Origin of the sequence: Phenylobacterium sp. RIFCSPHIGHO2_01_FULL_69_31 (assembly GCF_001824475.1) — a bacterium.
GTDB lineage: Bacteria > Pseudomonadota > Alphaproteobacteria > Caulobacterales > Caulobacteraceae > Phenylobacterium.
This window is the reverse complement of sequence record NZ_MHXN01000009.1, coordinates 195,267-212,813: the sequence shown is the minus strand read 5'-3', so window position 1 is coordinate 212,813 and position 17,547 is coordinate 195,267. Positions and strand designations below refer to the sequence as shown.

Sequence of the window (17,547 nt, the reverse complement as noted above, 5' to 3'; positions counted from 1 at the left end):
ATTTGCGACGAAAGCCGCCGTTCAGTCCGCCAGGTCGCGCCAGCAGGGAACATACGCCCCCGGCCACGGCTTGGCTTCAAATACCCCCCGGGCCACGGCGCGGGCCAGGCAGTCGGCCGCCAGGGCCCCCAGGCGGGCCAGGGCGTAGGGCGCCGGCTCGGCCAGCGGCCGCACGCCCGTGGAGATCGCGAACACCACGTCGCCGTCGAACGGGGCGTGGACGGGCCGGATGGCGCGGGCGAAGCCGTCCTGGGCCATGACGGCGACCCGCTTGGCCTGGGCGGGCGTCAGGACGGCGTCGGTGGCCACGCAGGCGATGGTGGTGTTGCGCTGTTCCGCCGGGCGCTTGGCCGAGCCCCATTCGTCGGGTCCGGCGCGCAGGCCTGCGGAGCCCAGGCCGCCGAACTCGTCCTCCAGCTCGAACGGCGCGGCCCAGAAGGTGCGGCCGCCGGGGGCGATCACCGAGCCCCAGCTGTTGACGCCGACGATCGCGCCCACCGTGTAGCCGTCGGCCATCACCGCCGAGGCCGAGCCCACGCCGCCCTTGAGGCCCCCGGCCATGGCCCCGTAGCCGCAGCCCGCCGTGCCCAGCTCGACGTCGAGGCCCGCCGCGGCGACGGCGCGCCGGCCGAGCTCGCGATAGGGCGGCTCCTCGCCCCAGCCCTTGTCGCCGCCGTTGGCCATGTCGAACAGGATCGCCCCCGGCACGACGGGCGACTTGGGAATGCCCTCGACGAGGCCGAAGCCCCGCCCCCGGGCGCCCAGCCAGGCCACCACGCCGTCGGCGGCGGCCAGGCCATAGACCGAGCCGCCGGACAGCACGACCGCGTCCACGGCGTCGACGAGGTTCTCGGGCGCGAGGGCGTCGGTCTCGCGGGTGCCGGGCGCCCCGCCACGCACGTCGGCGGCGCAGACGGCGCGCGCGTCGGGCAGGATCACGGTCACGCCGGTGCGGACGCCGACGTCCTGCGCCTGCCCAACCCTTAGGCCGGGAACGTCGGTGATCAGGTTGCGCGGGCCTGGACCTGGGCTCTTTCCGTCCATAGGAGGGACGTCGCACGTCCGGGCGTTTGTTGTCCACGCGGCCGGCCCGCTATGGTCAAGTCCGTTGTTCAGGAGCGCGCCCGTCCCGTGAAGTTCAAGTCGCCTTTCGCCGCCCTCGCGCTGGCCGCCTTCGTGTCCGCCTGCGCCACGCCGCAGCCGGCGGTGTCCGAAACGCCGCCCGCGGGCGCGCCCCGGGCCATGGTGGCCGCGGCCAATCCCATGGCGGTGGAGGCCGGGCTGAAGGTGCTGCGCGCCGGCGGCACGGCCGTGGACGCGGCGGTGGCGGTGCAGGCGACCCTGGGCCTGGTGGAGCCGCAGAGCTCGGGCCTCGGCGGCGGCGCCTTCCTCACCTACTACGACGCCCGGACGAAGCAGGTGACCGCCTACAACGGCCGCGAGACGGCGCCGAAGGCGGCGACCCCGAAGCTGTTCTACGGCGAGGACGGCAAGCCGATGAACCGGACCGCCGCCATCCTCTCGGGCCGCTCCACCGGCGCGCCGGGCGCGGTGGCCATGCTGGCCCTGGCGCAGTCCCAGCACGGCAAGCTGGCCTGGAAGGACCTGTTCGGCGAGGCCGAGCGACTGGCCGACCAGGGCTTCCCCGCCCCGCGCCGGATGGCCGCCGCCGCCTCGGGCCGCGCCCCCCAGGCCGCGACGCCCGACGCCGTCGCCTATTTCACCAAGCCGGACGGGACGAAGATCCAGCCCGGCGACACGGTCCGCAACCCCGCCTACGCCGCCACGGTGCGCAAGATCGCCGCCGAGGGCCCCAAGGCCCTGCTGGAGGGCGAGATCGCGCAGGCCATCGTCGCCAAGGTGAAGGCGGGGCCGAACCCCGGCGAGCTCAGCCTGGACGATCTCAAGGCCTATCGCCCCAAGGCCGAGGCCGCGCTCTGCCGCCCCTACCGCGCCTATCTCGTCTGCACGCCGGGCGCGCCGTCGGGCGGGCCGGCGGTGCTGGAGGCCCTGGGCATCCTCGAGCACACCGAGATCGCCAAGCACCCCAACAGCGTCGAGGGCTGGTACCTGTTCAGCCAGGCCAGCCGGCTGATGTACGCCGACCGCGACCGCTACATCGCCGACCCCGACTTCGTGGACGTGCCGGTGCAGGGCCTGCTGGACCCCGCTTACCTGGCCGAGCGGGCGCGGCTGATCGGCCCCTCCCCCGCCGCCAGCGTGCCGCCCGGCAAGCCCCGGGGCGCCGGCGTTCGCGCGCCCGACCGCACCCAGGAGGTCTCGGGCACCACCCACCTCGTGGTGGTCGACCGGTGGGGCAACGTGGCCTCCATGACCACCACGGTGGAGAGCACCTTCGGCTCGGGCCGGATGGTGCATGGCTTCTTCCTGAACAACCAGCTCACCGACTTCTCGTTCAGCCCGGAGGACCGCGACGGCGCCCCGGCGGCCAACGCCGTGGCCGGCGGCAAGCGGCCCCGCTCGTCCATGGCCCCGGCCATCGTGCTGGACAAGGACCGGCGGTTCGTGGCGGCGGTGGGCTCGCCCGGCGGCCCCTCGATCCTGGCCTACAACCTCAAGGCCCTGGTCGGCATGCTGGACTGGAAGCTGCCGGTGCAGGAGGCCATCAACCTGCCCAACCTGATCGCCGGCGGCAGCTTCTACGCCGCCGAGGTGGACAAGTTCTCGCCCGAGCTGACGGCGGGGCTGGAGGCCCGGGGCATCAAGCTGACCTCGGGCTTCGGCGCGGAAGGCTCGGGCCTGCACGGGATCGAGGTCACGCCGCAAGGCCTGCGCGGCGGCGCCGATCCGCGTCGCGAGGGCGTGGCGAAGGCGCCGTAGGAAGGCTCTTTCCCCTCCACCTCTCTCCTCCCCCGATTTGCTCGTCATCATCGCGCTTGTCCCCGGGGATCCATCCCTCCCCACGGCGAGCGCGCAGCCGGCGGCGCAGCGCCCCGCTCGCCCGGTTTGGCAGCCGGGGATAGGTCCGCCGGGGCAAGCCGGGCTATGACGAGTGACGCATGTTCGCTTTTTGTTCTTGACTACCCGCAACGACCGTGAGATGATTTCCTCGCGTAGATCACTGCACTCCGCCACCCGCCGCTGAGCGGACAAGGCGCCGCCAGCCAGAGCCACGCACTCCCAGTCCATCCGCCGTAGCGGAGCCACCGCTGCGCGCACCCGCGCGGCTGTGGCTCACGGATCAATCCCTGTGAGGAGAGCATGCATGGCCTATGGCCAAATCGATCCCGCACGCCTGGAAGGTGAGGCGCTAAGACGTTGGTATCTGCGATCTCCAGCCGACATCGAGAACGAACGGCAAGACGCGGCCGCGCAGAGATACGACACCTTCTTTTCGCGAAGTGGCCCTTCCCTTGACGCTGCAAGCCGACCTCAAGATGCCACCCGCTCTCAGAAGGCGCCTGCAAGTGAGGCCCGTCAGGTTGCACCCCACGCGGCGGACGAAAACTGCGTCGGCTGTCACGGCCGCCTCCCCCGCCCTCCGTTGCCGCCACCGTTCGGCACATTCCCGTTCCCAAGCGGTCCATTGTTTCGCGATGTCCCCAATAGTCCGCCAGGAGCCGGCGGCTCTGATCGCAAGCAATGTGAAATCCAGGCCCAGAGTGATGATCGGATTTGCGGCAGTCAGCCGCGACCTAAGGACATCGCCATATGTCGTGCGTCAGCGTCCAGGCGACGTGCGCATTGTCAGCGATCTGGTGAGGTGGGCTTCCCATCATTGGACACCGCGGGCCGCATCGGTGGTTGGTGAGGAAAGGCCAATTAGCGCGCCTCCAGCGGTTCTCCGGCCCAATCGATCAGGTTGGGGTGGATCGAAGCGGAGAAGCTGAATGCGGTGACGCTTGCCCGGTCTTTAGGGTCGTCAACGGTCCAGATGTCCAGATACTTCCAGACCGAACTCAGGCAGGTCACCGCCGGACCGAGTGCGCTTTCTGGCAGATGAAGCGACAGCTCGAAATCCGATCCGTACGCATCGCCCGAGCGCTCATAGAACCGCCCGACGTCATCCAATCCATCCGAGCCGAAGGAGACCTCGGGTCCGAAGGGCGAGATCCAGATGCGCATCAGCTTGCCACGGTGGGTGCTCGGCGCCCTCACCCGCGCCGCCATCTCGATACTTCGCGCATAGGCAAGGCCGCCCTGGAATCGATACTCGACAGGCGTGGTGTCGTGGCTGAGGCCCACATGAAGCCCCCAGTTCCAATCGGTTATTTCGACCATGTATCGGCCGTCGAAGAAGCCGGGGTCAGTGGTCGCGTTTGGGGCGGTCACAAGAGTTCTCCACTCACTCAGACGAGATGTACTTATTTTGTTCCGGCCAACAAGGCCAATGCTCTTGCCCATAGCCGCACGACCGCGCCGTCAAGGGGTGGGTCCTCGGGGCAAGCCGGAGGATGACGAGCTTTGGAGTGGGTGGGCACCAGCTGGCCCACCGTCGTGGCCTATCCCTCCGCCTTCGCCCGCCGCGCCCGCGCCTTCGGCGGTGGAGCGCCCGGCAACCGCAGTTCGAACACCGTGCCCTGGTCGCCGGTGACGGAGAGGGTGAGGTCGCCGCCGTGGCCCTGGGCCAGTTCGCGGGCGATGGCGAGACCGAGGCCGGTGGAGTCCGGGCGGCCGGAGCCGGCGAAGGGCTGGAACAGGCGTTCGCGCATGCGCATCGGCACGCCCGGGCCGTCGTCGGAGATGCGGATGAGGCTGGCGCCGGCCTGGGCCTCCATGGAGACCTCGACCCGGCCGGGCGCCGTGCGGCCCTCCTGGTGCTCGATAGCCTGGCGGGCGTTGCGCAGCAGGTTGACCAGGATGCGGTGCAGCTGGTCCGGGTCGGCGATCACCTGGTCGGCGCCGGTGATGCGGGACACCAGCTTCACCCGCGCGTCCGCCAGCCGAGCCTCGGCGGCGGCTTCCTTGAGCGCGTCGGCGAGGTTGACCGTCTGGGTCTCGGGCGCGGCCTCCTCGGTCTTGCCGTAGACCAACACGTCGGCGGCCAGCTTCACCGCACGGTCCAGGGCCCGTTCGAGGCGCGGCAGGGCCTGGCTGACCTTGGGGTCGTTGGAGGCGGCCAGGCGCTCGGAGGCGAGCTGGGCGCTGGTGAGCATGTTCTTGAGGTCGTGGTTGATCTTGGCGACCGCCTCGCCCAGCGCGGCCAGCCGGGCGCGGGAATTGAGCGCGGCGCGCAGGTCGGCCTGCATGCGGTCGAGTTCGGCCTCGGCGCGGCCGATCTCGTCCCGGCGTCCGGAGAGCTGGATCTGGGCGGCGGGGTCCTCGGGGTCGGCGCGGAACCGTTCCATGGCGAAGGTGATCCGCTGCATGGGCCGCACGAGGAAGAGGTTCAGGGCGAAGAAGACGATCACGCCCGCCAGCGCCGCCACCCCGGCCACGATCGCCACCAGGCGCCAGAGGTAGCTGGCCAGGGCGCGCTTCAGCTCGGTGTCGGTGGCGACGAACTCGATGAAGTCGGCCTCCTTGCGGAAGCGCGGCTCGGCCATGACCCGCACGCGGCCGCCGTCGCCCAGCAGGGTCTGGAACGGGGCGAACAGGGCCAGGCCCGCGGCGCGGGGGCGCAGGTCCACCAGATAGGGCGCGCGGCTGGGCCGGCCGGCGGAGAACACCAGCGAGCGGGCGCCGTCGATGGAGACCGCCACGATCTCGACCCCCGCGCCTTCGAGGAGCTGGGTCTTGAGCTGTTCGGAGACCACGCGGTCGGGGGCGACCTCGGGCGCGAGGGAGGCGAGCTCGGCGGCGCGCACCCGGTCCAGCAGCCACTGCTGCTCATAGGCGGCCATGGCGGGGGGGATGGCGAGGGTTCCGCCCAGGGCCGCGAAGACGACGGTGAGGACCAGGAGGCGCGCGGAGAGGCCGCCGGGCCAGAAGAGGCGGCGCCGGTTCCGCTCGGGAGCTTCGGTCGGTGCGTCCGCCATTGTCCTCCCGAATTAGTGCAGCGGAGCCGCTGCGGCAACGTAAGGGCCCGGGATGGCGAGGCTATCGCGCCCCGACCGCCTCCGCCACCGAGCCGAAGCCGTCCGCGCGCAGCCGGGCCGCGAGGTCGCGCTTGATGCGCACGACCAGGCCCGGCCCCTCGTAGGCCAGCGCCGAATAGAGCTGCACCGCTGCCGCGCCGGCGCGCAGCTTGGCGTAGGCGTCGGCGCCCGAGGCGATGCCGCCCGCGCCGATCAGCAGGAACCGTCCGGCCCCCGCCTCGCGGAACTGGCCCAGCACGCGGGTGGAGAGCGCGGTCAGGGGGGCGCCGGAGAGGCCGCCGGGCTCGTCCCGGTGGCGGGACTTCAGCGGCGGGCGGCTGATGGTGGTGTTGGAGACGATGACGCCGGCCAGGCCGTGGTCGGCCACGCTGTCGGCGATGGCCTCGATCTCGGCGTCCTCCAGGTCGGGCGCGACCTTGAGAAACATGGGGACGGCCACGCCCTGGGGCAGGGAATCGGCCGTGTCCATCAGCCGGCCCAGCAGTTCGTCCAGCGAGGCCTTGGTCTGCAGCGCGCGCAGGCCGGGGGTGTTGGGCGAGGAGATGTTGATGGTGAAGTAGGACGCCATGCCCCACAGCCGGCGCAGGCCCGTGGTGTAGTCAGCCAGGCGGTCCTCGGAATCCTTGTTGGCGCCCAGGTTGGCGCCGACCACGCCGCGACCGCGATGGGCGAGGCGCGCGGCGAAGGGCTCCAGCCCCTCGTTGTTGAAGCCCATGCGGTTGATCACGGCCCGATCCTGCCACAGCCGGAACAGGCGCGGCCGCGGATTGCCGGCCTGGGGCAGCGGGGTGACGGTGCCGCATTCCACGAAGCCGAAGCCGGCCCGCAGCATGGGGCCGAACACCTCGGCGTTCTTGTCGAACCCGGGGGCGAGGCCGACCGGGTTGGGCAGTGTCAGGCCGGCCAGGTCGGTGGCCAGGATGGGATCGTCGGCCGGGGCGCGCGGGCCCAGGCCCAGCTTCAGGCCCTTGATGGCCAGGGTGTGCGCGTCCTCGGGGTCGAGGTTGCGCAGGGCGTAGGTGGCGAGGCCGTGCAGGTCCTTCATCGGGGCGTGACCGGGACGCCGTCCGGATCCAGCGGGGCGTCGTGGACCCGCAACACGTCGGTTGCGGCCAGGGGGCCGTAGAGGTGCGGGAACAGGTCGCCGCCGCGCGACGGTTCCCAACGCAGGGCCTCCCCCAGGTCCTCGGCTTCGATTTCCAGGACCACCAGGTCGGCTTGCCCGGCGAAGTGGCGGCGGGCGGTCTCCGGCGCCTGGGCGGCGGTGGAGAAGTGGATGTAGCCGTCCTGGCGGTCGACCGCCGAGCCGTCGAAGCGGCCGGCCGTCTGCGCCAGCTTCCACTCGGCGCGCGGCAGGATCTTGTAGATGCGCACGGCTCAGCGCTCCGGGAAGAACAGGCCGTCGAAGTGGGGGCGGCCGTTCGAATCGAACAGGAACACCGCCGCCGCCGCCGGGGGAAAATGGCGCTGGGCGCGCGCGACTAGGCTGGCCGGGGCCGAGCCCTCGATCAGCAGCTGGATCGTCAGTTCCTGCAGGCCCGGATTGTGGCCCACGACCATGACGGTGGCGCAGCTTTGGCCCGCCGCCTGGGCGGCGCGGCGGATGGTGCCGGAATCGGCGTGGTAGAGCTGGTCGTCCAGCCGGGTCTCGGCGCCCGGGAAGGCCGGGCCGGCGCTTTCCCAGGTGCCGCGGGTGCGGGCCGCGGGCGAGACCAGGGCCACGTCCGGCCGAAAGCCCATATCGGCGAGTTGGGCGGCCATCTCGGCCGACTCGCGGATGCCGCGCGGGGCCAGCCGCCGGTCGAAATCCTCGCCGCTGTCTGAATCGGCTTCGGCCTTGCCGTGCCGCAGGAGGATCAGCCGATCCATGGACGCTCCCTTACCCATACCCTCCATAGCCTAGGCGCGCCCGGCTGCAAGCCATTGACACCGCACGGGCGAGGCGGTCCAACGCGGCCATGACGGCGCAGGCCCCCATCACGGCGGGGATCGAGATCGGCGGCGGGACCTGGCGGTTCCCGGCGAGCCAACCGCTGCGCCTGGACTCCGGCGCCAAGCTGGCTCCGCTGGAGATCGGCTACAAGACCTATGGCCGGCTGAACGCGGACAAGTCCAACGCCGTGCTGGTCTGCCACGCCCTGACCGGCGACCAGCACCTGGCCTCCACGCACCCGGTGACGGGCAAGCCGGGCTGGTGGGACCGGTTCGTCGGACCCGGCCTCGTGCTGGACCCCGAGCGGCATTTCATCATCTGCACCAACGTGATCGGCGGCTGCATGGGCAGCACGGGGCCGGCCTCGCTGGATCCGGCGACCAACGCGCCGTACGGCCTGAAATTCCCGGTGATCACCATCGGCGACATGGTGCGGGCCCAGGCGATGCTGATCGAGGCCCTGGGTATCGAGACCCTGTTCGCGGCCATCGGCGGGTCCATGGGCGGGATGCAGGTGCTGCAGTGGGCGGCGGACTATCCGGAGAAGCTGTTTTCGGCGGTGGTGATCGCCGCGGCCGCGCGCCATTCGGCCCAAAACATCGCCTTCCACGAGGTGGGGCGCCAGGCGATCATGGCCGATCCCAACTGGCATCAGGGCGCCTATCTCGCCGCCGGCGTGCGGCCGGAGAAGGGGCTGGCCGTGGCGCGGATGGCCGCGCACATCACCTATCTGTCCGAGGCGGCCCTGCAGCGGAAGTTCGGGCGCGAGCTGCAGCGCGACGGCCTGTCGTGGGGCTTCGACGCCGACTTCCAGGTGGAGAGCTACCTGCGCCACCAGGGGACCAGTTTCGTCGACCGCTTCGACGCCAACAGCTATCTCTACATCACCCGGGCGCTGGACTACTTCGACCTGGCCGCCCAGTACGGCGGGGTGCTGGCCGAGGCGTTCGTGAAGGCGCGGCACGTGAAGTTCTGCGTGCTCAGCTTCTCCTCCGACTGGCTGTATCCGACGCCGGAGAGCCGCGACATCGTCCGGGCGCTGAACGGGGCCGGCTGCCGGGCCAGCTTCGCCGAGATCCAGACCGACAAGGGCCACGACGCCTTCTTCCTGGACGAGCCGCTGCTGGACCAGACCCTGCGCGGCTTCCTGGCGGCGCAGGCCCAGGCGCGAGGGCTTCCTTGACCGCCATCCGCGAGGATTTCGCCGAGATCCTGAAGCTGGTCCGGCCCGGCGCCCGCGTGCTCGACATCGGCTGCGAGGACGGCGAGCTCTTGGAGCTGCTGACCCGCGAGAAGGGCGTCGACGGCCAGGGGCTGGAGATCAGCCCCGAGGGGGTGGCCGCGGGCCTGGCGCGCGGCCTCGCCGTGGTGCAGGGCGACGGCGACCGGGATCTCGACCACTTCCCCACCCGCGCCTTCGACTACGCCATCCTGTCCAAGACCCTGCAGCAGATGCGCGAGCCGCGGCACGTGCTGTCCGAGCTGCTGCGGATCGCCGACCAGGCGGTGGTGTCGGTCCCCAACTTCGGCCACTGGAAGGTGCGCTGGGCGCTCTTGTCGCGCGGCCGGATGCCCGAGACCGGCGCCCTGCCCGAGCCCTGGTGGTCGACACCGAACATCCACCTCTGCACCCTGCGCGACTTCACCGTGCTCTGCGACGAACTTGAACTGCGCATCGACGCCTGCGCGGCCCTGGCCGAAGGCCACCCCGCCCGGCCCATCGACCCGCGCCAGCCGATCGAGAACTGGCGCGCCGAGACCGCCCTCTTCCTGCTGAGCCGCAAGGCGGAGCCGGAGGCGGCCCCAAGCGTGCGCGCGCAGCAGAACCTGTTCGGCGAGTTGGAAACGCCGAAGGTCGAGGCGCCGGCGGCGAGGAGGAAGCGCCGGCGCTAAAGTCAGCGCACCGCCACGACGCGCGTTTCGCCGTAGCGCTGGATGAGGCGGCGGAGCTGGATGGCCACCGGGCCGCGGGCGACGGGGGTGACCACGTAGCGCTTGTAGGCGCCGCCGGTGTAGCTCATCGGGTCGCCCGAAATCAGGCCGATGCGCAGCACCTCGCCCGTGTCGTGGCGCCAGGCGAACGTTTCCGGATAGTCGGTGTTGAAGTTGGCGAGGGTCATTCGCACCCCGCCCCGCGGCGCGCGCCGGCCCCAGGTGGCAAGGGCGGTTGAGAGGCTGCTGGCGACCAGCGCCTTTATCTCGGCCTTTACCGGTCCCTCGGGGTCGAACTTGGGATCGCAGGTGGCGGGCAGGTCGACGCGCATCCGCTGGGGCTGGGCGGCGTAGACCCGGCGGCGCTCGCGCTCGTAGGCCGGGTCGCCCCGCAAGAGCTCGATGTTGTAGCCCGAGCGCTGCACCACCACCGGCCCGGCCGAGCGGCCCACCACCGCGTAGCTGTCGGCCCAGCGGCGGACGCGCGGGACGGCGCGCATGTCCTCGCTCCACATGTAGGCGAACCGGCCCTCGATCCGCAGGTCGACGGTCACCGTCTGGCCGAGACGCACATAAGGGTCGCCCCACCAGGTGCGGCTGAAGCAGACGTGACGCACGAGGGCCTCGACCGCCGTAGCCGCGGTCAGGTCGGCCGCCGCGGCGGGGGCGGCGGTCAGGACGGTGAGGACGATGGCGAGGAGCCCGGCCTTCATGGGAGGCTCCCGGGGTTTGCGGTCAGCCCGCGATGGCGGCGGCGTCCTCTTCGCCCGTGCGGATGCGCAAGGCCCGCTCCAGGTCGAGGACGAAGATCTTGCCATCGCCGATCTTGTTGGTGTTGGCCGCCTGCTGGATCGCCTCGACCACCGGCTCGACGATGTCGGACGGCACGGCGATTTCCAGCTTCACCTTGGGCAGCAGCTTCACCTCGTACTCGGCGCCGCGGTAGACCTCGGTCTTGCCCCGCTGGCGGCCATAGCCGCGGACCTCGGTCACGGTGAGGCCGGACGCGCCCGCCTCGGTGACCGCATCCAGCACGGCGTCCAGGCGGCTGGGCTTGATGACCGCGATGATCAGTTTCATGCGCCCCGACGCCTCCGATGGAACTCGAATCCTGGATACAGCTAAGACCTTCGCCGCGGCGGCGCCAAGCGGTCTCGCAGGATGGGAGCGTCAGGCGCCCGAGAAACCGGCGCCGCCCCGGGCGCGGGGGCCAGCAGGGGCCGCGCATTGCGGACCCGCACGCGCGAGCCCTGGGGTTTCACGGCGAAGGTCTGTTTCACCGCCTCCATCAGGAGCAAGCCCGCGAAGCCGGGCCACAGGCGCGAGCCGGCCTGTTCGAAGCCCTCGGCCCAGCGGGCCATCCAGCCGACGGGGGGCACATAGAGCGCGCGCGTCCATCCAGAGGGTTCCAGGTCGGCCTCGCGCAGCAGTTCGGCCAACTGGCTGCGGCTGTAGGGGCGGCCGTGGCCGAAGGGGGTCTTCTCGGTGTTGGCCCACAGGCCGTTGCGCGAGGCCACGGTGACGATGGCGCGGCCCGAGGGCGCCAGCACGCGCCAGACCTCGCGCAGGAAGCCCACCGGATCGGCGCTTTCCTCGAGGCCGTGGACCACCAGGATCCGATCGAACAGGGCGTTGGGGAACGGCAGGCTATCCTCGGGGGTCAGGGTCGCCAGGTTGCGCCCGTCGACCGGCCAGACCTCGACCCCCTGCTGGGCCGGCATGGCGGCGACGACGCGGCGCGCCCGGGGCCGCAGGCCGGCGGCGAACGGCGTCGCATAGCCCTGCACCAGGATGTCCAGGCCCGCGACGTCGCCCCAGGCCTCGGCGAGCTTGCGCTCCACCATGGCGCGCGCCGCCCGCCCCAGGTCGGAGGCGTAGAACTGGCGAAGCTCGAGCACGTCGCGGCGCATGGGCGGATGGCTATGCTCGACCGGAGCGGCCGACCAGCCTAAATCGTTGCGCGACCATCGGGAGTTTCGCCATGCCGCTGACCGTCCATCAGTTTCCGTGCCTCTCCGACAACTATGGATTCCTCGTCCGCGACGAGGCTACCGGCAAGACGGCCTGCATCGATACGCCCGACTCGGCTGCCATCCTGCGCGAGCTGGAGACGCTGGGGTGGGAGCTGGACATGATCCTGAACACCCACTGGCACCCCGACCATGCTGGCGGCAACACGGACATCAAGGCGATCACCGGCTGCACCATCGTGGGGCCCGCCGAGGTGACGCGCATCGCCCCGCTGGACCGCGAAGTCGCCGGCGGCGACACGGTGGACCTTGGCGAGACCCGGTTCCGGGTGATCGAAAGCGGCGGTCATACCCTGGGCCACATCGCCTATTTCGACGCCGCGGACCGGATCGCCTTCGTGGGCGACACCCTGTTCGCCCTGGGCTGCGGGCGCCTGTTCGAGGGGACGGCCGAACAGATGTGGGAGAGCCTGCAGCGCCTCGCGGCCCTGCCGGACGACACCACCGTGTACTGCGCGCACGAGTACACGGCCTCGAACGCCCGCTTCGCGCTGTCCGTCGACGACAGCCCTGCGCTGAAGGCGCGGGCGGACGAGATCTTCGCGGCGCGCGAGCGCGACGAGTGGACCGTGCCCACCACCATCGGCCTGGAGAAGGCGACCAACCCGTTCCTGCGCGCGCCGCTCCTGGCGGGCAAGGTCGGGGCGGCCGGAGCGCCGGATCACCTCGCCTTCGGCGCGGTGCGCGAGGCCAAGGACAACTTCAGGGGCTGACGCGCGCGCCGATCACCGCGCGGCGCGGTCACTTTCCGCGCGCGACCTTGATGATGCGGTCGGAGGACGGCCGCCCCGCGAGGCCCTCGGCCGGAGTCACCACGATGGTCAGGACGCCGTTCTTCAGAGTCGCCTGAGGCTTGCGCCCCTCCTGGAAGCGCACGCGGTTGACGCGGCTGAGCAGCGCCCGGCCGTCCTTGCGCTGGGACAGCCGGATGATGGCCACGCTGGTGACGACGGCGGCGTCGGCGATCAGGGCCGAGGAGGCGGGCGTGGCCTCGGCCTCGAACAGCATTGGCCGGCGGGCGGCTCGGCTGGCGCGCAGGGAGGCCTGAGCCATCCGTTCGAAGACCGCCTGCGGGCTCAGGGGCGCCAGCCGCAGCGGCGCCCCGCCCCCGGCCAGCGACACCGCCTCGCCGCTGGGCCGCTGGTCGGTGAAGAGGGTGAACCCGCCCAGGCGCGTGACCCGCAGCACCGGTTCGCCCAGGTCGTTCTTGTAGATGGTGTCGCCCCGGGGCGCGGGATTGGGCGCCAGGGCCCACACCTCCGGGCTGTCCTCGAACTTGAGCATCGGGACCGGCTGGGTGCGGTCCAGGATGAAGACGCGGCCTTCCTCGGAGACGTAGCGGGCGATCTGCGGGCGCGACGCCTCGGCGCCGCGATGCTTGAACAGGCCCTCCCGCAGGCGATCCACGGGCCCGGCCTCCGCCGGGTGCGCGAACGCCAGGGCGGCCACGCCAAGCAGCGCCGCGCAGATCACCCCCCTCGACGCCGTCCGCTCACCTGTCATGCCAAGCTAGCAGATGCCTGTTGATCGGGGCGCTTTTTGGACGTCGCCGTGACCTTCACCCGACCAGGTACTGACCGCCGTTCAGTGAAAGAGTGGTTCCCGTAACATAGGCCGCCCGCTCGCCGGCCAGGAACGAGACCGTGTCGGCGATCTCCTCGCCGCTGCCGAGCCGGCCGGCCGGGATCTGGGCGATGATGCCCTCCAGCACCTTGGGCGGCACGGCCTGGACCATCTCGGTGTCGATGTAGCCCGGCGCCACGCAGTTGACGGTGACGCCCTTGCGCGCGTTCTCCAGCGCCAGCGCCTTGGTGAAGCCGATCACCCCGGCCTTGGCGGCCGAATAGTTGGTCTGGCCGATCTGGCCCTTCTGGCCGTTGATCGAGGAGATGTTGATGATCCGGCCCCAGCCGCGCTCGCGCATGCCCTCGATCACCTGCCGGGTCATGTTGAAGAGCGAGTCCATGTTCACGCGGATGACCTCGCTCCACTGCTCGGAGGTCATCTTGTGGAAAACGCCGTCGCGGGTGATGCCGGCGTTGTTGACCAGGACGTCGATCGGTCCCAGCTCGGCCTCGACCTTCTCGACCGCATGCTTGCAGTCCATGAAGTTGCCGACGTTGCCCTTCACGACCATGACGCCGAGGCTCTTGGCGCACTCGGCCGCCGCCTCGTCGTTGCCGGAGTAGCCCGCGGCCACCAGCATCCCGTCGGACTTCAGGCGTTCGACGATCGCCCGACCGATGCCACGGGTTCCACCCGTGACCAGCGCAACCCTGGCCATTCCCGTCGTTCTCCCTAATCCGCCGTGGCCCGTTGATTCAGGCGTTCGGCATCAAACCTTTTCCACGCACATTGCGACACCCATACCGCCGCCGACGCAAAGCGTAGCCAGGCCCTTCGTTGCATCGGTGCGGTTCATCTCGTGCAGCAGGGTGGTCAGGATCCGGGCGCCCGAGGCGCCGATGGGGTGGCCGATGGCGATGGCGCCGCCGTTCACGTTCACCTTGTCCGGATCCAGGCCCAGTTCGCGCACCACGCAGAGCGACTGCGCCGCGAAGGCCTCGTTCGACTCGATCAGGTCGAGGTCCGAGACCTTCCAGCCGGCCTTTTCCAGGGCCTTGCGGCTGGCCGGGATCGGCCCCGTGCCCATGATCTCCGGGTCGACGCCGGCGTGGGCCCAGGAGGCGATGCGGGCCAGGGGTGTCAGGCCGCGGTTCTTCGCCTCGTCGGCGCTCATCAGAACCAGGGCCGCGGCGCCGTCGTTCAGGCCCGAGGCGTTGGCCGCGGTCACCGAGCCATCCTTGGTGAAAGCAGGGCGCAGGCCGGCGACGCTTTCCAGCGTGGCGCCGTGGCGGATGTATTCGTCCTTGTCGACCACCGTGTCGCCCTTGCGGCCCTTGATGGTCACCGGCGCGATCTCGCCGTCGAACTTCCCGGCCTTCTGGGCGGCCTCGGCGCGGTTCTGCGAGGCGACGGCGAACTTGTCCTGGTCCTCGCGCGTGATCTGCCAGCGGGCGGCGATGTTCTCGGCGGTCTGGCCCATGTGATAGCCGTGGAAGGCGTCCCACAGGCCGTCCTTGATCATGGTGTCGACGAAGGCCAGGTCGCCCATCTTCTGGCCGCCGCGCAGGTTCTGGGCGTGGGGCGACTGGCTCATGCTCTCCTGACCGCCGGCGATGACGATCTTGGCCGAACCCTCGGCGATCTGCTGGGCGCCCAGGGCGACGGCGCGCAGGCCGGAGCCGCAGAGCTGGTTGAGGCTCCAGGCCGGGCTCTCCACCGGGATCCCCGCATTGACCGCCGCCTGGCGGGCCGGGCCCTGGCCGGCGCCGGCCTGCAGCACCTGGCCCATGATCACCTCTTCCACGTCGCTGGCGGAAATGCCCGCGCGCTCCACCGCGGCCTGGATGGCGATCCGGCCCAGTTCATGGGCGGGAAGGCTCGACAGCGCGCCGTTGAAAGAACCCACCGGCGTGCGGGCGGCGGAGACGATGACGATGTCGCTCATGGCGGATCCTGAGGTTTCCTGGGGACGATCCAGGGCTCATCTATCAACCCCGCCCCGGGGGAGAGCAAGGCCGGTCGTGCAATTGGCGATGCCATTTGCTTATGGGCTCGCATCCGCGATACTGCGGTGCAGAAAGGCCGGTGAGTCATCGCCAGGCCGCACGAAGGATTAGGGATGGCCGACACCCAGGGAACCGGCGCCGACGCCAAGGGAAGTTCCGCCGGAGGCGAGCGCGTCGTCATCAAGAAGTACGCCAATCGGCGTCTCTACAACACCGCCTCCTCCAGCTACGTCACCCTCGAGCATCTGAGCGAGATGGTGAAGCAGGGCGTCGATTTCGTGGTCTACGACGCCAAGACCAACGAGGACATCACACGCACCGTCCTCACCCAGATCATCTTCGAGGAAGAGAGCCAGGGGCAGAGCCTGCTGCCGATCCAGTTCCTGCGCCAGCTGATCAGCTTCTACGGCAATTCGATGCAGGCCTTCCTGCCCAGCTACCTCGAGCTGTCGCTCTCCAGCTTCACCCAGCAGCAGGAGCGGCTGCGCAACCAGCTCTCCAGCTTCGGCCAGGCCGGCGGGATCGCGAACTACGAAGATCAGATCCGCCAGAACCTGCAGCTCTTCGACCGGGCGATGAAGATGTTCTCGCCGTTCGCCTATGCGCCCACCGCGCAGCGCGCCGAGGAACCGGCCCCCGCCCCTGCGACAAAAGGGGATGCCGGCTCGGATGAGGCGTTAACCCTCTTGCGCAAGCAGATGGCCGAGATGCAAGCTCAGTTGGACAAACTGGCGAAAGGCTGAGTTGCGGCCTGCGTCTTGCAGGTTGTGCGACACGATGTCCCGGATTGACCGCATCCAGCGCGCGGTCTCGGCGCGCAGAGCGTCGAAGACCGAAGCCGACCGGACCGAACAGGGCCGGCCCGCCGGCGCGTCCAACCTGCCGGTCCCGGTAAGCCCGGTGGAGCCGCCGCGCAGCTTCCGTGACGAGCGCCCGCGCGGCTATGCCGAGTTCGCGGCCCAGATCATCGGCCAGGGCGGCGAGCGCCGGGGCCTGCGGGCCGGCGCCTCGCTGCTGGACCACGCCCGCCACGCCTACAACCGCACCGAATGGTCGGGCAGCTACGACCGGCGCGCGCGCAAGGGCCGGGCGGCGCGCGAAGACATCTAGTCGTCGCCGCGCAGCCGCGCGACCTCTGCCTCCAGGGCCGCCACCCGCCGCTCCAGCGCCGCGATCCTCTGTTCCGCCGAAACGGCCGGCGTGGGCGTGGACACCCCCGCCCGATTGGCGATCTCTGCGGCGGTGACGCCCAGAAGTTCGGCGAAGGCCGAAACCTGCCCGGCGGAAAGTTCCCTCTGATCCTTGAAGACCAGGGCGAGCTCGGGCTCGCTCAGGCCGGCGACCGCCGCGAGCACGGTCCGCGACAGGCCCCGCTCCTCGAGTTTTCCGTCGAACCAGGGGGCGTCGAAGAAGAGGGCCATGGGCGGACCTAAGTTGGCGCAGGACTTGCTTAACCGTGTTGGTAACCCGCTGCCACGGACCGGCAAATGCTGCTCTTCCTCTCCCGCTTCGTCGATGTCGCGCTCGTGGCGATGATCCTGAGCGCCTTCACCTGACCCGGTGACCCTGGCCGATTCCCGCCAGCACGCCCGGCCCGGGATCGCCAGATTGCAGCTCAGGAGAAGGAGCTGCCCATGACCACCATCATCAAGACCGTCGAGATCGACGCCCCCGCCGACGCCGTCTGGGACGCCGTCGCGGACTTCGGGGCGGTGCACCGCCGTTTCGCCCCGGGCTTCGTGACGAACGTGGAGCTGATCCCGGGCGCCCGGATGGTCACCTTCGGCAATGGCATGGTGGTCAAGGAGCTGTTCCTGGGTTGCGACCACGAGGCCCGCCGCCTGGCCTATTCCGTCCGGGCCGAGCGTTTCACCCACCATTCGGCCAGCTTCCAGGTGACCGAGCCGGCCCCAGGGCGCAGCCGCTTGACCTGGATCGCGGACGTCCTGCCGGACGAGATCGCGCCGATGGTGGAGGAGATGATGGCGGCGGGCATCGCCGTGGCCGGACGGACGCTGGGACGCGTCCCAGCCTAGAGATTGTTAGGGACTGAGGCTATCCTTCACTTCTCCTCCCCCAGA

20 protein-coding genes are annotated in these 17,547 nt (G+C 70.6%); 7 read left to right on the top strand and 13 right to left on the bottom strand.

From position 1 onward, the window contains the following. Positions 1 to 21 precede the first annotated feature (21 nt). Positions 22 to 1,044, bottom strand: coding sequence for a P1 family peptidase (locus tag A2790_RS07050; RefSeq protein WP_293389215.1), 1,023 nt, complete (start codon positions 1,042 to 1,044; stop codon positions 22 to 24). A gap of 87 nt (positions 1,045 to 1,131) precedes the next feature. Here A2790_RS07050 and A2790_RS07045 point away from each other — a divergent pair, with 87 nt between their 5' ends. Continuing rightward, complete coding sequence (locus tag A2790_RS07045; RefSeq protein ID WP_293389214.1) at positions 1,132 to 2,841, top strand: gamma-glutamyltransferase family protein; 1,710 nt, start codon at positions 1,132 to 1,134, stop codon at positions 2,839 to 2,841. A gap of 942 nt (positions 2,842 to 3,783) precedes the next feature. Here the strand turns inward: A2790_RS07045 and A2790_RS07040 are convergent. The 5 genes from A2790_RS07040 to A2790_RS07020 form a co-directional block, all read right to left on the bottom strand. After that, positions 3,784 to 4,293, bottom strand: a complete 510-nt coding sequence (locus A2790_RS07040; protein WP_293389213.1) for a hypothetical protein — start codon at positions 4,291 to 4,293, stop codon at positions 3,784 to 3,786. Positions 4,294 to 4,463: 170 nt separating this feature from the next. Continuing rightward, positions 4,464 to 5,939, bottom strand: a complete 1,476-nt coding sequence (locus tag A2790_RS07035; protein WP_293389212.1) for a HAMP domain-containing sensor histidine kinase — start codon at positions 5,937 to 5,939, stop codon at positions 4,464 to 4,466. Positions 5,940 to 6,000: 61 nt separating this feature from the next. Continuing rightward, positions 6,001 to 7,044, bottom strand: coding sequence for a quinone-dependent dihydroorotate dehydrogenase (locus A2790_RS07030; RefSeq protein ID WP_293389211.1), 1,044 nt, complete (start codon positions 7,042 to 7,044; stop codon positions 6,001 to 6,003). Next, positions 7,041 to 7,373: a DUF952 domain-containing protein gene (locus A2790_RS07025; RefSeq protein ID WP_293389210.1), complete on the bottom strand. Its 333-nt coding sequence runs from the start codon at positions 7,371 to 7,373 to the stop codon at positions 7,041 to 7,043. Before A2790_RS07025 ends, A2790_RS07030 begins: the two co-directional genes overlap by 4 nt. Positions 7,374 to 7,376: 3 nt before the next feature. After that, the gene (locus tag A2790_RS07020) at positions 7,377 to 7,868 is read right to left on the bottom strand and encodes a histidine phosphatase family protein (RefSeq protein WP_293389209.1); all 492 of its coding nucleotides are present in this window, start codon (positions 7,866 to 7,868) and stop codon (positions 7,377 to 7,379) included. 89 nt (positions 7,869 to 7,957) lie between these two features. On the opposite strand from A2790_RS07020, the gene A2790_RS07015 reads away from it, so the two are divergent. After that, positions 7,958 to 9,115 carry a homoserine O-acetyltransferase gene (locus A2790_RS07015; RefSeq protein WP_293389208.1) on the top strand — a complete coding sequence of 386 codons (1,158 nt, stop codon included), beginning with the start codon at positions 7,958 to 7,960 and terminating at the stop codon, positions 9,113 to 9,115. Beyond that, positions 9,112 to 9,825, top strand: coding sequence for a methionine biosynthesis protein MetW (gene metW, locus A2790_RS07010; RefSeq protein ID WP_293389207.1), 714 nt, complete (start codon positions 9,112 to 9,114; stop codon positions 9,823 to 9,825). Before A2790_RS07015 ends, metW begins: the two co-directional genes overlap by 4 nt. A gap of 2 nt (positions 9,826 to 9,827) precedes the next feature. Here metW and A2790_RS07005 read toward each other — a convergent pair whose 3' ends face one another. The 3 genes from A2790_RS07005 to A2790_RS06995 are packed head-to-tail and all read right to left on the bottom strand — an operon-like array spanning position 9,828 to position 11,774. Then, entirely contained in the window at positions 9,828 to 10,577 is a 750-nt protein-coding gene (locus tag A2790_RS07005) for a hypothetical protein (RefSeq protein ID WP_293389206.1), read from the bottom strand. Between the two features lie 22 nt (positions 10,578 to 10,599). Further along, positions 10,600 to 10,944 (bottom strand): P-II family nitrogen regulator, encoded by a 345-nt coding sequence (locus A2790_RS07000; RefSeq protein WP_068878660.1) that lies wholly within the window; start codon positions 10,942 to 10,944, stop codon positions 10,600 to 10,602. 41 nt (positions 10,945 to 10,985) lie between these two features. Next, on the bottom strand, positions 10,986 to 11,774 hold the full coding sequence (locus tag A2790_RS06995; protein ID WP_293389205.1) for a methyltransferase domain-containing protein: 789 nt from the start codon (positions 11,772 to 11,774) through the stop codon (positions 10,986 to 10,988). Between the two features lie 71 nt (positions 11,775 to 11,845). Here A2790_RS06995 and gloB point away from each other — a divergent pair, with 71 nt between their 5' ends. Then, the gene (gene gloB / locus A2790_RS06990) at positions 11,846 to 12,607 is read left to right on the top strand and encodes a hydroxyacylglutathione hydrolase (RefSeq protein WP_293389204.1); all 762 of its coding nucleotides are present in this window, start codon (positions 11,846 to 11,848) and stop codon (positions 12,605 to 12,607) included. A 28-nt stretch (positions 12,608 to 12,635) separates the two neighbouring features. Here gloB and A2790_RS06985 read toward each other — a convergent pair whose 3' ends face one another. The 3 genes from A2790_RS06985 to A2790_RS06975 all read right to left on the bottom strand — a co-directional run bounded on the left by A2790_RS06985 (position 12,636) and on the right by A2790_RS06975 (position 15,405). Beyond that, a complete protein-coding gene (locus A2790_RS06985) occupies positions 12,636 to 13,367 on the bottom strand; it encodes a DUF4908 domain-containing protein (RefSeq protein WP_293389203.1) in 732 nt (243 codons plus the stop codon). An 85-nt stretch (positions 13,368 to 13,452) separates the two neighbouring features. Next, the gene (phbB, locus tag A2790_RS06980) at positions 13,453 to 14,178 is read right to left on the bottom strand and encodes an acetoacetyl-CoA reductase (protein ID WP_293389202.1); all 726 of its coding nucleotides are present in this window, start codon (positions 14,176 to 14,178) and stop codon (positions 13,453 to 13,455) included. A gap of 51 nt (positions 14,179 to 14,229) precedes the next feature. After that, on the bottom strand, positions 14,230 to 15,405 hold the full coding sequence (locus tag A2790_RS06975; RefSeq protein ID WP_293389200.1) for an acetyl-CoA C-acetyltransferase: 1,176 nt from the start codon (positions 15,403 to 15,405) through the stop codon (positions 14,230 to 14,232). 174 nt (positions 15,406 to 15,579) lie between these two features. Between A2790_RS06975 and phaR the strand changes: the two genes are divergently transcribed. Together phaR and A2790_RS06965 are read left to right on the top strand one after the other, a co-directional pair. Next, complete coding sequence (gene phaR / locus A2790_RS06970; RefSeq protein ID WP_293389198.1) at positions 15,580 to 16,209, top strand: polyhydroxyalkanoate synthesis repressor PhaR; 630 nt, start codon at positions 15,580 to 15,582, stop codon at positions 16,207 to 16,209. Positions 16,210 to 16,243: 34 nt separating this feature from the next. Beyond that, positions 16,244 to 16,576, top strand: coding sequence for a hypothetical protein (locus A2790_RS06965; protein WP_293389196.1), 333 nt, complete (start codon positions 16,244 to 16,246; stop codon positions 16,574 to 16,576). On the opposite strand, the gene A2790_RS06960 is transcribed toward A2790_RS06965, so the two are convergent. Beyond that, positions 16,573 to 16,887, bottom strand: a complete 315-nt coding sequence (locus tag A2790_RS06960; protein ID WP_293389194.1) for a helix-turn-helix transcriptional regulator — start codon at positions 16,885 to 16,887, stop codon at positions 16,573 to 16,575. The two genes, A2790_RS06965 and A2790_RS06960, sit on opposite strands and share 4 nt — an antisense overlap. Positions 16,888 to 17,100: 213 nt before the next feature. Here A2790_RS06960 and A2790_RS06955 point away from each other — a divergent pair, with 213 nt between their 5' ends. Then, the gene (locus A2790_RS06955; protein ID WP_293389192.1) at positions 17,101 to 17,502 is read left to right on the top strand and encodes an SRPBCC family protein; all 402 of its coding nucleotides are present in this window, start codon (positions 17,101 to 17,103) and stop codon (positions 17,500 to 17,502) included. Positions 17,503 to 17,547: the final 45 nt, after the last annotated feature.

Excerpts from the sequence above, each read along its gene's own strand:
- A2790_RS07020 (WP_293389209.1), bottom strand. The coding sequence starts at position 7,868 with ATGGATCGGCTGATCCTCCTGCGGCACGGCAAGGCCGAAGCCGATTCA.
- A2790_RS07050 (WP_293389215.1), bottom strand. The coding sequence starts at position 1,044 with ATGGACGGAAAGAGCCCAGGTCCAGGCCCGCGCAACCTGATCACCGAC.
- A2790_RS06975 (WP_293389200.1), bottom strand. The coding sequence starts at position 15,405 with ATGAGCGACATCGTCATCGTCTCCGCCGCCCGCACGCCGGTGGGTTCT.
- A2790_RS06955 (WP_293389192.1), top strand. The coding sequence starts at position 17,101 with ATGACCACCATCATCAAGACCGTCGAGATCGACGCCCCCGCCGACGCC.
- A2790_RS07030 (WP_293389211.1), bottom strand. The coding sequence starts at position 7,044 with ATGAAGGACCTGCACGGCCTCGCCACCTACGCCCTGCGCAACCTCGAC.
- A2790_RS06965 (WP_293389196.1), top strand. The coding sequence starts at position 16,244 with ATGTCCCGGATTGACCGCATCCAGCGCGCGGTCTCGGCGCGCAGAGCG.
- phaR (WP_293389198.1), top strand. The coding sequence starts at position 15,580 with ATGGCCGACACCCAGGGAACCGGCGCCGACGCCAAGGGAAGTTCCGCC.
- A2790_RS07005 (WP_293389206.1), bottom strand. The coding sequence starts at position 10,577 with ATGAAGGCCGGGCTCCTCGCCATCGTCCTCACCGTCCTGACCGCCGCC.
- A2790_RS07035 (WP_293389212.1), bottom strand. The coding sequence starts at position 5,939 with ATGGCGGACGCACCGACCGAAGCTCCCGAGCGGAACCGGCGCCGCCTC.
- phbB (WP_293389202.1), bottom strand. The coding sequence starts at position 14,178 with ATGGCCAGGGTTGCGCTGGTCACGGGTGGAACCCGTGGCATCGGTCGG.
- A2790_RS06960 (WP_293389194.1), bottom strand. The coding sequence starts at position 16,887 with ATGGCCCTCTTCTTCGACGCCCCCTGGTTCGACGGAAAACTCGAGGAG.
- A2790_RS06995 (WP_293389205.1), bottom strand. The coding sequence starts at position 11,774 with ATGCGCCGCGACGTGCTCGAGCTTCGCCAGTTCTACGCCTCCGACCTG.
- gloB (WP_293389204.1), top strand. The coding sequence starts at position 11,846 with ATGCCGCTGACCGTCCATCAGTTTCCGTGCCTCTCCGACAACTATGGA.
- A2790_RS07015 (WP_293389208.1), top strand. The coding sequence starts at position 7,958 with ATGACGGCGCAGGCCCCCATCACGGCGGGGATCGAGATCGGCGGCGGG.
- A2790_RS07000 (WP_068878660.1), bottom strand. The coding sequence starts at position 10,944 with ATGAAACTGATCATCGCGGTCATCAAGCCCAGCCGCCTGGACGCCGTG.